The organism is Streptomyces sp. NRRL S-1813 (assembly GCF_000719605.1).
GTDB lineage: Bacteria > Actinomycetota > Actinomycetes > Streptomycetales > Streptomycetaceae > Streptomyces > Streptomyces decoyicus.
This window is the reverse complement of sequence record NZ_JOHB01000024.1, coordinates 114,570-126,956: the sequence shown is the minus strand read 5'-3', so window position 1 is coordinate 126,956 and position 12,387 is coordinate 114,570. Positions and strand designations below refer to the sequence as shown.

Genomic DNA, 12,387 nt, shown 5'->3' with positions numbered 1-12,387 from the left:
CGTCCATGGCCGAACTGCACGATCTGACCGCGATCGAACAGGCCGAGGGAATCCGGTCGGGTGAGCTCTCCCCCGTGGAACTCACCGAGCACTACCTGACGCGGATCGAGCGGCTCGACGACTCACTCGGCGCCTTCCTCACCCGTACCCCCGAGATCGCCCGCAAGCAGGCCTCGGACGCCGAGAGCGAGGCCACCGCGGCCCGCCGCGAGGGCCGCGGACTCCCGCCGCTGCACGGGATACCCGTCCCGGTGAAGGACCTCAACCAGGTCGCCGGGGTGCGCTGCACGATGGGTTCGCAGGCTCTGGCCGAGCATGTGCCGACCGTCGACGACCATGTCGTCCAGAAGCTGCGGGCGGGCGGCACGATCCTGCTCGGCAAGACCAACACCCCCGAATTCGGGCTGCCCTGCTACACCGAGAACGGCCTCGCACCGCCCGCCCGCACCCCGTGGGACCTGGAGCGCTCGGCGGGCGGCTCCAGCGGCGGGGCGGCGGCGGCCGTGGCCGGCGGTCTGGCGCCGGTCGCGCACGCCAGCGACGGCGGCGGCTCGGTCCGTATCCCGGCCTCCGTCTGCGGGCTGTTCGGCATCAAGCCCAGCCGCGGCCGGGTCAGCGGCGGCCCGCTGCTGCACGACGTCTCCGGCCTGGCCACCTCGGGACCACTGGCCCGTACGGTCGCGGACGCGGCCACCCTGCTGGACGTCCTGGCGGGCGCGATGCCCGGCGACCCGTTCGCGGCGCCGTCGCTGCCGTCCGGCGAGACCTTCGCCGCGCATGCCCGCCGCGACCCCGGACGGCTGCGGATCGCCTGCCTCACCGACGCGCCCGTCCCCGGTGTCGAGGTCCACCCCGACTGCCGCACCGCCACCACCGACACCGCCGCGCTGCTGACCGGACTCGGCCACCAGGTCGAGGAGTTGTCCCTGCCGGCCGACGACGGCATCCTGCTCGCCTTCACCCGCGTCTGGTCGGTGCTGGCCGCGAGCCGCCCCGTGCCGCCGGAGGGCGAGGAGCTGCTGATGCCGCTCACCCGCCATCTGCGCGCCCGCGGCGCCGAGGTCTCCGGTACGGACTTCGCGCGCTCGATGTACGCGTTCCGGATTCTCGCCCAGTCCATCGCGGACGGCCTGATGCCGGCGGGCACCGGCTATGACGTGATCCTCTCGCCGACGCTGGCCGCGCCTCCGGCCCCGGTCGGCGGGCTGCGCAACGACGCCGACCCCCAGGCCGAGTTCTCCGCCATCGGCGCCTTCACGCCGTTCACCGCGCTCTACAACGCCACGGGCCAGCCCGCGGTGAGCGTCCCGCTCCAGTGGAACGCCGAGGGGCTGCCGATCGGGGTGATGCTGGCCGGACGGTACGGCGACGAGGCCACCTTGATCGCGCTGTCGGCGCAGCTGGAGCAGGCCCGCCCGTGGGCGGGCCGCACTCCGCCCATGTGGTGACGGACGCCGGAGTACGTGCGCCCGCCCCGCCAGGGGGCGGGCGCACCCGCGCTCACGACCCGTCCGGGCAGCACCCCTGCGCGTCCTGCTCGCCGTGCCGGTCCGCCGGCCGCCGGTCGCCGCCGGCGCGCTCCTGGGCCCCCTCCGGGTCCGTGACCCTCCGGTCGACCCGCAGCCGTCGCGCGCCAGGACCCTGCTCGCCGAGGTTGTCGTACGGGTTGGACAGCGCGCACTTCTCCAGCGAGAGGCAGCCGCAGCCGATGCAGTCGGTCAACCGGTCGCGCAGTTCGACGAGTTGGCTGATCCGCTCGTCCAGCTCGGTGCGCCAGACCTCGGAGAGCCGGGCCCAGTCGGCGCGGTTGGGAGTGCGCTCGTCGGGCAGCTCCGCCAGCGCATCACGGATCACCGCGAGCGGGATCCCGACCCGCTGTGCCGCCCGCACGAACGCCACCCGGCGCAGCGCGTCACGGGTGTAGCGACGCTGGTTGCCCGCCGTCCGGGTGCTGCTGATCAGTCCCTTGGACTCGTAGAAGTGCAGCGCGGAGACCGCGGCACCGCTGCGCGCGGAGAGCTGGCCGACGGTGAGTTCATGAACCTTGTACGGAAGCTGGGGCACGGTTCAACCCTAAGGGCTGTCCCGGCCCCGGCCCCGGGCCGGGAGACGGCCCCACCTGCCGTTGCCCAGGCGTTGACAGCGGCTACCCGCACTCAGCATGCTGAGCAAGCGCTTAGTAAGCATCGGCCGGTGCACAGCGGCGGCGGATGGATCCCGAGGAGGCGGACAAGATGGCACAGCCCCGAGTGTTCGGATCGCTCGACGAACTGCGGGACGCAGTCGGTGAGGAGCTGGGCACCAGCGACTGGCTGGAGATCGACCAGAAGCGGATCGACCTGTTCGCGGAGGCCACCGGCGACCACCAGTGGATCCATGTGGACCAGGAGAAGGCCGCGGCCGGCCCCTTCGGCACCACCATTGCGCACGGCTATCTGACGCTGTCGCTGCTGCCCGCCCTGGTACCGCAGCTGATGCGGGTCGACAACGTGAAGATGGGCATCAACTACGGCGCCAACAAGGTGCGCTTCCCCGCCACCGTCCCGGTCGGCTCACGGCTGCGCGCCACGGCCAGGATCGCCGAGGTGACCGAGGTGACCGGTGGCGTCCAGCTCGCCACGGTCGTGACGATCGAGCGCGAGGGCGGCGACAAGCCGGTCTGTGTCGCGGAGACGGTCAGCCGCTTCTACCTCTAGGGCGTGATCCAGAGGACAGGCCCTAGCCGGCCTGCCCCTCGGGGGAACGGGCCCGGTCCGCCGGCGCACCCACCATGCGCAGCACGAGGTCGGCATAGAGCGTGCCGACCTCGTCAGGGGTGCGCGGGCCGTCCGCGGTGAACCAGCGGGCGACGTCCACGCACAGCGACAGCACCGCGAGGGTGGTGCCCGGCACGTCGTCGGCCCGGAACTCCCCGCTGTCCGCGCCGTCCTGGATGATCTGCCGCAGCAAACGGTCGGTCCGGCGGCGCAGGCCGGTGATCTCGGTGTAGTGCTCCGGGCCCAGCGCCTGGAGTTCGTACTGGATGACCCGGGCGGTGGTGTGGTGCTCCGCGTGCCAGCGGGCGAAGGTCCGTACGGCGTCGCGGAGGCGCTCGGTGGCGCTGCCCTCGGCCTCGGCCGCGGCACCCATGATGCGCAGCGCCTTTTCGTGGCCGATGCCGCTGATGCGGTAGAGCAGCTCTTCCTTGGTCTTGTAGTGGATGTAGAGGGCGGCCGGGCTCATACCGGCCCGGCCGGCGATGTCACGGGTGGTGGTGGCGTGATAGCCACGCTCGGCGAACGCCTCGACGGCGGCGCTGACCAGACGTCGCGCGGCATCCGGGGTCACCCCGGCCCACTCCTGGTTCTCCTCTTCGGCCCGCTCCGCCGCCGCACCCATCGCCTACCCCGCTCCTCGATCCGCCAGGGACCCTCCTCTGACGGATCGAACACCATATCGCGCTGCTGAGCAAGCGCTTAGGGGTCGGCGGCGGGCGGCCGGGACATCCGTGGACGGACCGGTCAGAAGGCGGAGACCCCCGTCAGTGCACGGCCGATGATCAGCTTCTGTATCTGGCTGGTGCCCTCGTACAGCGTCATCACCCGTGCGTCCCGCAGCAGCTTGCCGACCGGGTACTCGTCGATATAGCCGTAGCCGCCGAAGACCTGGAGGGCGTTGTTGGCGGCGCGCACCGCGGCCTCGGAGGCGAACAGCTTGGCCTTGGACGCGGCGGTGACGAACGGCTCGCCGCGGTCGATCAGATCGGCGACCCGCCAGGTCAGCAGCCGTGCGGCAGCCACGTCCACGGCGATATCGCTGATCAGCTCCTGCACCAGCTGGTGCCGGGCGAGGGGCTTGCCGAACTGCTCGCGCTCGCCCGCGTAGCCGAGCGCGGCATCCAGGGCGGCCTGGGCGATGCCCACACAGCCGGCGGCCACCGACATCCGGCCCTTGGCCAGCGCGGACATCGCGACCGAGAACCCCTTGCCCTCGGGGCCGAGCATGGCGGTGGCCGGGACCCGTACGCCCTGAAGGACCAGCTCCGCGGTGGCCTGGCCGCGCAGGCCCAGCTTGCCGTGGATCTCGCGGCGCTCCAGACCGGGACTGTCGGCGGGTACCAGGAAGGCGCTGATGCCCTGGTGCCCGGGGGCGCCGCCGGTGCGGGCGAAGAGCAGCACGACATCGGCCCAGGTGCCGTTGGTGATGAACATCTTGGCGCCGTCGATGACGTACTCGTCCCCGTCGCGTACCGCCCGGGTGGCGAGGCCGGCCGCGTCGGACCCGGTGCCCGGCTCGGTCAGGCCGAAGCAGCCGACCGCCTCGCCGGAGGTGAGCCGCGGCAGCCACGCCCGCTTCTGGTCCTCGTCGCCCCACGAGGCGAGGGTCTTGGCCACCAGTCCCAGGGAGACCGAGACGATGCCGCGCACCGAGGAGTCGGCGCGGCCCAGCTCCTCGGTGACCAAGACGTAGGAGAAGTGGTCACCGCCGGAGCCGCCGTACTCCTCGGGGACGGTGAGCCCGAGGAAGCCGAGCTCGCCGAGCTTCTTCACGATGCTGCGGTCGACCTGTTCCGCACGGTCCCAGGCGGTGGCGTGCGGGGTGATCTCACGGTCGGCGAAGTCCTTGGCGAGCTGCCGCACCGCGGTCTGCTCCGCGCTGAGCTCCAGGTTCATCTCGGGCCCCTTGTGGACGAGCAGAGTTAATTAGCACTGCTAGTTTTTGGCGGGAAGCCTCTACTATGTGCGTCATGGCCCGACCCCGCAAGCCCCTTCTGAGCCGCGAGCGCATCGTCACCACGGCGCTGGCGCTCATCGACGCCGAAGGGCTGCCGGCGCTCTCCACCCGCCGTCTGGCGGCGGAGCTGGGCGTGAGCGGGCCGTCCCTCTACAACCACTTCACGACCAAGGACGAGATCCTCGACGCGGTGGCCGACACGGTCATCGCCAAGGTCGATGTGTCGGCCTTCGAGGCGGGCGCGGACTGGCGCGCCGGGCTGCTCGACTGGGCCCGCTCCTACCGCGCGGCGCTCACCGCACATCCGCATATCGTGCCGTTCCTCGCCCAGGGCCCCGGCCGCCGTCCCGCCGGGCTGAAGATGGCCGACGCGGCGTTCGGCGGCATGGTCGAGGCGGGCTGGCCGCCCGCCCAGGCCACCAGGGTCTGTGCGATGGTCCGTTACTTCGTGGCCGGCTCCGCGCTGGGCTCGTTCGCCCGCGGCTTCGTCGACGACCCGAGCGCCTACGACCCCGCCGACTATCCGCATCTGGGCCAGGCCCACCTGCTGGCGGAGCATCAGCGCCAGGTGGACGAGGGTGCGTTCGAGACCGGGCTGCGGGCGCTGGTGGACGGCCTGGCACTCCAGCACCCGGAACTCGTACCGCCGCAGGGCGGCTGACCGCGCGGCGCCGGCCGTACGGCGGCCCATACGACGGCTGACCACGCGGCGCGGCTCCCCGGCACGCGGATTCCGTGCGCCGGGGAGCCGCCCGGCCGTCATCCCTGTGGCGTGGGCGCCGCCGGCTCGGCGGCCGCGGCGGACCGGCGGGTGAGCAGCCAGATGGACACCAGCGCGATGACGGACAGCGCCATGATGTATCCGGACACGGCCATCGACGTGCCGCTCGCCTCCAGCAGCAGCACCATCAGGAACGGCGCGAGTCCGCCGCCCAGGATCGCGCTGATCTGATAGCCGAGCGAGGCGCCCGTGTAGCGCATCTCGGCGGTGAACAGCTCGGCGAACAGCGCCGCCTGCGGGCCGTACATGATGCTGAGGAAGCAGCTGCCGACGAAGGTGCCGACGCCCAGCCACACCAGCGACGCGGTATCGATGAGCAGGAACATCGGCACCGCCCAGAGCAGCAGCCCGACGGCGCCCGCGGCATAGACCCGCAGTCGGCCGATCCGGTCGGACAGCGCGGCGGCGGCCGGGATCAGGACGAGTTGGGTGAGGCTGACCAGGAGCGAGACGGCCAGCACGGAGGTGCGCCGCATCTCCAGCTCGCGGGTGGCGTAATCCAGGACACCGGTGATCAGGATGTAGAAGGTGGCGGTGTTCACCGCGAACGAGCCGCCGGCCAGCAGGACCGTGCCGAGGTGGTGCCGCAGGATCGTGCGCAGGGGTGAACGGCGCGCCTCGACGGCCTGCTCCGCCGCCGCCAGCTTCTCCTCCGCGGCCCGGAATTCGGGGGTCTCCTCGACATGGGTGTGGATATAGCGGGCGAGCAGCAGCACGAGCACGCCGACGAGGAACGGGATCCGCCAGCCCCAGGCGCCGAAGGACCGCTCGTCGGTGAGCGCACCCGCCAGCAGGAAGACGGAGTTGGCGGTCATCACGCCGATCGGGACGCCGAGTTGCACCAGCGAGCCGTAAAGCCCGCGCTTGCCCTCGGGGGCGTATTCGGTGGCCATCAGCATCGCGCCGCCCCACTGTGCGCCGACCGCGAGGCCCTGGAGCAGCCGCAGGAGGACCAGCAGGACCGGGGCGGCCAGCCCGATGGTGTCGTAGGAGGGCAGCAGCCCGATGGCGGTGGTGGCCAGCCCCATCACGGTCAGGGCGAGCACCAGCATGGGTTTGCGGCCGCGCCGGTCCCCGAGCTGACCGGCGATCACACCGCCGACGGGCCGGGCCAGAAAACCCACCGCGAAGGTCGCGAAGGAAGCGAGCACACCGGCCGCCTCGCTGCCCGAGGGGAAGAAGGCGGGGCCGAGGACGAGCGCGGCGGCGATGCCGAAGACGAAGTAGTCGTACCACTCGACGGCGGAGGCGAGGGCGGCGGCGGTGGCGACCTTGCGGCGGTTGCGGGAGGAGGGCGGGGTAACGGGGTGGTCGTGTGGCGCGGAGGGGGCCGTGTCCATGCGTGCACGCTCCGAGGGGGTGCGGGAAGGAAGGGGGGCGGCGCCGTGATGTCGGGTGACCGTACCGACCGGCCGGTACGCCGTCAACGGACCGCGCGGCACGAGTTTTCCACTCGGGCGCCGGGTCGCAGGGCCTGGGCGCCCGGCCGGGCCGCGCGGGGCCGGAGCGCGCCTCCCCTCACCCCGGCCCGCGGCTCCGGCCCTCTGCTGACTGCCAACTGCTGCGGAGGTTGGCAGCGGTGCGCCGTAAGCTCCTCGATCATGAGCGAGAGTCGACTGGGTGCCCTGCTGAGGGCCGGATTCACCGACCGGCTGGGAGAGCGGGACAGGAAGCTGCTGGCGCGCCGCGCCCTGCTCAAGGCCGGCGGCGAGAAGCCGCCGTTCCACCTCCCGACCTGTTGGTGGTACGTGGTGCCCGGTGAGAACCACGAGGGCTTGTTCGCGGCACTGGACCTCCATGACCGGGTCCCGGTCACCTTCCGCGAGGGACTCGACGTGGCCGACCTGCCCGCCCGACCGAACGCCGACCCCGTCTTCGTCACCCCTGAAATCGACGGCTGGCGCCTGATATTCGGCAACCTCGACAGTGTCATCGGCCGGAGCTGGAACGGCATGATGGGGGCCGCGGAGCGGCTCAGCGCCCGCTGCGGCGAGGCGCAGATGTTCTATGAAGACTTCGCGGGCGGAGCGGATATCTGGGTGGTCGCCGAAGCCGGTCGCATCCGGCGCCGGTACGCACGGGAGAGCAATCCCGAATGGGTGGGCGAGCCCCTGCCGTGGGAAACGCGGGCCGTCGACGACGAGGACTTCGACCCGGAGTTCGACGAGGCCGAGCCCCACGAGGGCACAGCCGGCGCCATGGAAGCGTGCGAGTACTTGTCCGTGCACCCGGGCCCGGTGGACGCCGACGCCGAGACACGTGGCCACGGCTGGCTGGCCATGAGCGCCCCGGACGTGGGCCACCAAGGACTGGAAGAACTGGCTCGAACGCAGCCGTAGTTCTACGGCGCCGTAGACCCGTTGTACAGATACCGGGGCGTCCCCTGTGCCGGCGGATCGGCGGCCGCCGCGAAGCGAGTTGACCGACTGGCCGGAGGAGGTCCGCGAGCCGCTCATCGAACGCCGCGTCAGCCCGGAATGGCTGCGGGCCGGCATCCAGGAAGTGAAGAACATTGATCAGCTCTACGACGAGATACGTCACGCGGGACCGATGCCCGACGTGCCGTTGATCGTCCTCACCGCCACTGACATCGATGCCTTCAAGAAGGCGGTGTCCGCAGGCGAATCCGAGTCGCTCCTCCGCGAGGAGATCGACGGCAAGCGTCGGCTCTACACCGCGCTGGCCAAATCGGTCCCACGCGGCGAGAACCGCCTCATCGATGGCGCCGGGCACGCCACCATCCACTGGCGCCGCCCCGACGCCGTGCTGCAGGCGAACCAGGACCTGCTCGGCAGATGACGACCGAAAGTCAACACCCTGTCCGGCCAGCTGAATCGTGCAGGTCGGGCTGCCCCGGGGCCGGTCCTAAAACACCACCAGCGCCCGCCCGCCCTTGCCCGCCAGCATCGCGTCGAAGGCGGCCGGGATGCCGTCGAGGCCGATCCGGTCGGTGACCAGGGTGGAGAGGTCGAGCGCGCCGGAGCGGACATGCCCGGCGATGACCGGGAGGTCGCGGGCGGGGTCGCTGTTGCCGTAGACGCAGCCGGAGAGGGTCCGGCCGAAGTAGAAGAGCTCCAGGGCGGAGAAGGTCACCTGCTGGTCCTGGCCGCCGATGCCGACGACCGTCGTACGGCCGCCGCGCCGGGTGGCCGACCAGGCCGTACGGATGGTGTCGGCGCGGCCCACGCACTCCACGGCGACATCGGCGCCCACGCCCCCGGTGAGCTTGCGGATCCGCTTGGCGGTGTCGTCGCCCGCCACCACGAACTCGGTGGCGCCGGCCGCGCGGGCCAGCTCCTCCTTCTCCGGGGAGACGTCCACGGCCACGATCGGTCCGGCGCCCGCGATCCGCGCCGCCTGAAGCGTGGCCAGGCCCACCCCGCCGACGCCGAAGACCGCGACCGACTCCCCCGCACGCACCCGGGCGCTGTGGTGCACGGCGCCCCAGCCGGTGAGCACCGCGCAGCCGAGCAGCGCCGCATCGGTGAGCGGCACCCCGTCCGGCAGCGGCAGCGCGGCCCGCGCGGGCACCACGGTCTCCTCGGCGAACGCGGCGGTGCCCAGGCCGGGGTAGAGCTCAGTGGCGTCGTCGGCCCGCTTCGCGTACGGCGCGTTCGCGGCGAGGCCGGAATGGGCACACAGCCACGGCTCGGCCAGCCCGCAGAAGTGGCAGTCGCCACAGGACGGCGCCCAGTTGAGGACGACCTGGTCACCGGGGGCCACCGAGGTGACGTCGGGGCCGACCGCGGTGACAGTGCCCGCGCCCTCGTGCCCGAGGACGGCCGGAGCGGGCTGGCGCAGGGTGCCGTTGGACAGCGACAGGTCGGAGTGGCAGACACCGGCGGCGGCGAGCCGGATGCGGACCTGGCCGGGGCCGGGCTCGGGCAGGTCGATCTCGGTGACCTGCAACGGGGCGTTGACGGCGGGCAGTACTGCGGCGCGAACCACAAGATCTCCTCGGTGCGGAGGACAGGGGGCTGAGAGGACTGAGGGGCTGAGGTGACCGGACGGCGTCGCGGCGGGGGCGGCACCGGCCGCCCCCGCCGCGCGGCCGGGTCAGAACTGGAGCGACTTGGTCTGGAGATATTCGGTCAGGCCGTGCGGGCCCAGCTCGCGGCCGACGCCGGACTGCTTGTAACCGCCGAACGGGGCAAGGGGGTTGAAGCGGCCGCCGTTGATGTCGACCTGCCCGGTGTGCAGACGGCGGGCGAAGGCCACCGCCTCGGCCTCGTCGCCCGCCCAGACCGCGCCGGCCAGGCCGTAGACGGTGGCGTTGGCGATCCGGACGGCATCGTCCTCGTCCTCGTACTTCAGGATCGACAGGACCGGGCCGAAGATCTCCTCCTGGGCGATGGTCATCTCCGGGGTGACGTCCGCGAAGACGGTCGGTGTGACGTAGTAGCCCGTCCCCGCGGGCGCCTCCGGGCCGCCCGCCACGACCTTCGCTCCCTCTGCGATGCCCTGCTCGATATAGCCGCGCACCCGGTCCCGCTGCTTGGCGTTGACCAGCGGGCCGACCTTCTCGCCGGGTACGTACTTCGCGGCCGCCGCCGTCGCCAGCTCGACGGCCTCGGCGTAGTGGTCCTTGTGGACCAGCATCCGGGTCCAGGCGCTGCACGTCTGACCGGAGTTGGCCATCACATTGGCGACGCCGACCGCGACGGCCTTGGGCAGATCGGCGCCGGGCAGGATGACATTGGCGGACTTGCCGCCCAGCTCCAGCGCCACCGGCTTGACCGCGGCGCCCGCGAGGGCACCGATCCGCTTGCCCACGGCCGTCGAGCCGGTGAAGGAGACCAGATCGACCCCCTCGTGCTCGGCGAGCGCCTGCCCGGCGACCGGGCCGAGTCCGGTGACGAGGTTGAAGACACCGGCGGGTATGCCGGCCGCGCCGACGCACTCGGCGAACAGCTGGGCGACCAGCGGGGTGTCCTCGGCGGGTTTGAGCACCACCGTGCAGCCGGCCGCGAGCGCCGGGGCGACCTTGGCGACGATCTGGTGCAGGGGGTAGTTCCAGGGCGTGATCGCACCGATCACCCCGACCGGTTCGTGCAGCACGGTGGAGTTGCCGATCTTCTCCTCGAAGGAGTACGTGCCGGCCAGTTCGGCGTACGAGCCGCAGACCGCGACCGGCACCCCGGCGTGCACCATCTTGCTGAACGCGAGCGGCGAGCCGAGCTCGGCGGTGACGGTCTCGGCGATCTCCTCGCCGCGCGCGACGAGTTGGTCGCGCAGCGCGGTCAGCCGGGCGGCGCGCTCCTGGGGCGGGGTGGCGGCCCAGCCCGGCAGCGCCGCGCGGGCGGCGCGGACCGCGGCGTCCACGTCCTGCGCCGAGCCGGCCGGGACGGTGGCGAAGACCTGCCCGTCGGCCGGGTTGACGACCTCGATCGTGCCGCTGCCCTCGGCGGGCCGCCAGCTTCCGTCGATGTACATCGCGTCGTGCTGCTTCACGTCGTGGTCCTCCCGGGCCGGCTGCTGGTCATCCCACCTAAACTAGCGCCGGTAGTTTTGCGCCGCCAGGGATCCCGCCACACGCCGGGGTGACGGTCGCCACGAGCCTAGGGCCTGTCTCCACAGTCCCGCCTTGGCGGACGGCATGCACTTTTCGTCGCTCACGCTGAGATATCCCGCCTTGCCAGGGACCGCGACGACCGTCCGCTCCGCGCGCCCCGTGACGGCACATCCGGGCCGCCCCGCGCCTGCCCCGTACGGGCCGCCATCGCGCCCGAGGCCAGCAGCAGCACGCCGAGCAGGGCGAAGGGCGCGGCGGTGCCCGCGACGCCGGCCAGCAGTCCGGCGCCGGCGGGGGCGGCGACCTGGCCGAGCCGGTTGCCGGTGAGGCGGAGCGCCAGTGCCGTGCTGCGGGCCCGGTCGGGGGCGGCCTGGACGACCGTCGTCATCGACAGCGGCTGGCCGACACCGAGACAGAAGCCGAGGGCGAGCAGCATCGCGGCCAGCGCCCACACCGGCACCGGCAGCACCAGACCGCCGCACAGCACCCCGGCCAGCGCGCAGCTGCCGGCCATCAGCGCGGTGCGTCCCAGCCACCGGATCATCGGTGTCATCACCAGCCGGCAGGCGATGGTGGCCGCGGCCCGCAGGCTGAGCAGCAGGCCGATGGTGGTGGGGGCGATGGCGCGGTCCTCGCCGATGACGGGGAGGTAGGCGGTGAGGATGTCGGTCGCGGAGAGCACGGCCAGGCTCATGAAGATGCCGGCCGGGACGCCGCGGGTGCGCAGGATGGCGCGTACCGGGACCGGTGGCCCGGCCGTACGGCCCGCGGCGTCCGGCGGCACGGCGCGGGTGCGCTGTTCGAGGCGCCAGAGCGAGGCGTAGGAGACGGCGGCGACGGCGCCGGAGACGAGCAGGGCGGTGGCGCTCGTGGGGGCCATCCGGCCGTCGTGTTCGGAGATGACGAGCCCGGCGGCGACCGGGCCGATCAGCTGGCCCAGGGAGGCGCCGATGGTGAAGTGGCCGAAATTGCGGTCGCGGTCCTCGGGAGCGCTGCGGCGGGCGACGATCGACTGGGCACCGATGACGAAGCACAGGTGCCCCAGTCCCATCACCCCGCTCCAGGCGGCCATCACGGGCAGCGACGCGGCCAGCCCGCTGAGCGCACAGCCACCGCTGATCAGCGCCACCCCGACGACCAGCAGCGGCGCGCAGCGGCCGTGGTCGGTACGGCGGCCGAGCGGGACGGCGACGAGCAGCGGCAGCAGGGCGTAGACGGCGGTGATCACGCCGATGGCGCGTTCGTCGGCGCCGAGGGCGAGGGCCCGGTAGGAGACGGCCGGCCTGGCCATGCTCACCGCTCCTTGGGCGAAGGAGAAGGTGAGGACCAGGCGCAGCAGCCAACTCCTGCCGGGCCCTTCGGGGCGGGTGGCGCTCATCTA

The 12,387-nt window shown here is 72.5% G+C and carries 12 protein-coding genes; 5 read left to right on the top strand and 7 right to left on the bottom strand.

Annotated features, from left to right (window positions below):
- Positions 1-5: 5 nt before the first annotated feature.
- The gene (locus IF67_RS0127910; RefSeq protein ID WP_030990246.1) at positions 6-1,448 is read left to right on the top strand and encodes an amidase; all 1,443 of its coding nucleotides are present in this window, start codon (positions 6-8) and stop codon (positions 1,446-1,448) included.
- Between the two features lie 52 nt (positions 1,449-1,500).
- Here the strand turns inward: IF67_RS0127910 and soxR are convergent, their stop codons facing one another.
- Positions 1,501-2,064 carry a redox-sensitive transcriptional activator SoxR gene (gene soxR, locus IF67_RS0127905; RefSeq protein WP_030990244.1) on the bottom strand — a complete coding sequence of 188 codons (564 nt, stop codon included), beginning with the start codon at positions 2,062-2,064 and terminating at the stop codon, positions 1,501-1,503.
- Positions 2,065-2,234: 170 nt separating this feature from the next.
- Between soxR and IF67_RS0127900 the strand changes: the two genes are divergently transcribed.
- Positions 2,235-2,696: a MaoC family dehydratase gene (locus IF67_RS0127900; RefSeq protein ID WP_030086844.1), complete on the top strand. Its 462-nt coding sequence runs from the start codon at positions 2,235-2,237 to the stop codon at positions 2,694-2,696.
- A 22-nt stretch (positions 2,697-2,718) separates the two neighbouring features.
- On the opposite strand, the gene IF67_RS0127895 is transcribed toward IF67_RS0127900, so the two are convergent.
- On the bottom strand, positions 2,719-3,378 hold the full coding sequence (locus tag IF67_RS0127895) for a TetR/AcrR family transcriptional regulator (RefSeq protein ID WP_030990241.1): 660 nt from the start codon (positions 3,376-3,378) through the stop codon (positions 2,719-2,721).
- A 122-nt stretch (positions 3,379-3,500) separates the two neighbouring features.
- A complete protein-coding gene (locus tag IF67_RS0127890) occupies positions 3,501-4,652 on the bottom strand; it encodes an acyl-CoA dehydrogenase family protein (RefSeq protein ID WP_030990240.1) in 1,152 nt (383 codons plus the stop codon).
- A 74-nt stretch (positions 4,653-4,726) separates the two neighbouring features.
- On the opposite strand from IF67_RS0127890, the gene IF67_RS0127885 reads away from it, so the two are divergent.
- The gene (locus IF67_RS0127885; RefSeq protein ID WP_030990238.1) at positions 4,727-5,374 is read left to right on the top strand and encodes a TetR/AcrR family transcriptional regulator; all 648 of its coding nucleotides are present in this window, start codon (positions 4,727-4,729) and stop codon (positions 5,372-5,374) included.
- A 98-nt stretch (positions 5,375-5,472) separates the two neighbouring features.
- Here IF67_RS0127885 and IF67_RS0127880 read toward each other — a convergent pair whose 3' ends face one another.
- Positions 5,473-6,834, bottom strand: a complete 1,362-nt coding sequence (locus IF67_RS0127880) for an MFS transporter (RefSeq protein ID WP_030990236.1) — start codon at positions 6,832-6,834, stop codon at positions 5,473-5,475.
- A 261-nt stretch (positions 6,835-7,095) separates the two neighbouring features.
- Here IF67_RS0127880 and IF67_RS0127875 point away from each other — a divergent pair, with 261 nt between their 5' ends.
- Both IF67_RS0127875 and IF67_RS0127870 read left to right on the top strand, forming a co-directional pair.
- Entirely contained in the window at positions 7,096-7,833 is a 738-nt protein-coding gene (locus tag IF67_RS0127875; RefSeq protein WP_051818668.1) for a hypothetical protein, read from the top strand.
- A gap of 79 nt (positions 7,834-7,912) precedes the next feature.
- A complete protein-coding gene (locus tag IF67_RS0127870) occupies positions 7,913-8,293 on the top strand; it encodes a hypothetical protein (RefSeq protein WP_051818667.1) in 381 nt (126 codons plus the stop codon).
- 66 nt (positions 8,294-8,359) lie between these two features.
- Here IF67_RS0127870 and IF67_RS0127865 read toward each other — a convergent pair whose 3' ends face one another.
- The 3 genes from IF67_RS0127865 to IF67_RS0127855 form a co-directional block, all read right to left on the bottom strand.
- A complete protein-coding gene (locus IF67_RS0127865; RefSeq protein ID WP_030990230.1) occupies positions 8,360-9,442 on the bottom strand; it encodes a Zn-dependent alcohol dehydrogenase in 1,083 nt (360 codons plus the stop codon).
- A gap of 108 nt (positions 9,443-9,550) precedes the next feature.
- Complete coding sequence (locus tag IF67_RS0127860; protein WP_030990228.1) at positions 9,551-10,945, bottom strand: aldehyde dehydrogenase family protein; 1,395 nt, start codon at positions 10,943-10,945, stop codon at positions 9,551-9,553.
- A 161-nt stretch (positions 10,946-11,106) separates the two neighbouring features.
- On the bottom strand, positions 11,107-12,384 hold the full coding sequence (locus tag IF67_RS0127855; protein WP_037839943.1) for an MFS transporter: 1,278 nt from the start codon (positions 12,382-12,384) through the stop codon (positions 11,107-11,109).
- Positions 12,385-12,387 lie beyond the last annotated feature (3 nt).

Coding starts and splice junctions, on each gene's coding strand:
- IF67_RS0127910 (WP_030990246.1), top strand. CDS start 6: ATGGCCGAACTGCACGATCTGACCGCGATCGAACAGGCCGAGGGAATC.
- IF67_RS0127900 (WP_030086844.1), top strand. CDS start 2,235: ATGGCACAGCCCCGAGTGTTCGGATCGCTCGACGAACTGCGGGACGCA.
- IF67_RS0127895 (WP_030990241.1), bottom strand. CDS start 3,378: ATGGGTGCGGCGGCGGAGCGGGCCGAAGAGGAGAACCAGGAGTGGGCC.
- IF67_RS0127890 (WP_030990240.1), bottom strand. CDS start 4,652: ATGAACCTGGAGCTCAGCGCGGAGCAGACCGCGGTGCGGCAGCTCGCC.
- IF67_RS0127885 (WP_030990238.1), top strand. CDS start 4,727: ATGGCCCGACCCCGCAAGCCCCTTCTGAGCCGCGAGCGCATCGTCACC.
- IF67_RS0127880 (WP_030990236.1), bottom strand. CDS start 6,834: ATGGACACGGCCCCCTCCGCGCCACACGACCACCCCGTTACCCCGCCC.
- IF67_RS0127875 (WP_051818668.1), top strand. CDS start 7,096: ATGAGCGAGAGTCGACTGGGTGCCCTGCTGAGGGCCGGATTCACCGAC.
- IF67_RS0127855 (WP_037839943.1), bottom strand. CDS start 12,384: ATGAGCGCCACCCGCCCCGAAGGGCCCGGCAGGAGTTGGCTGCTGCGC.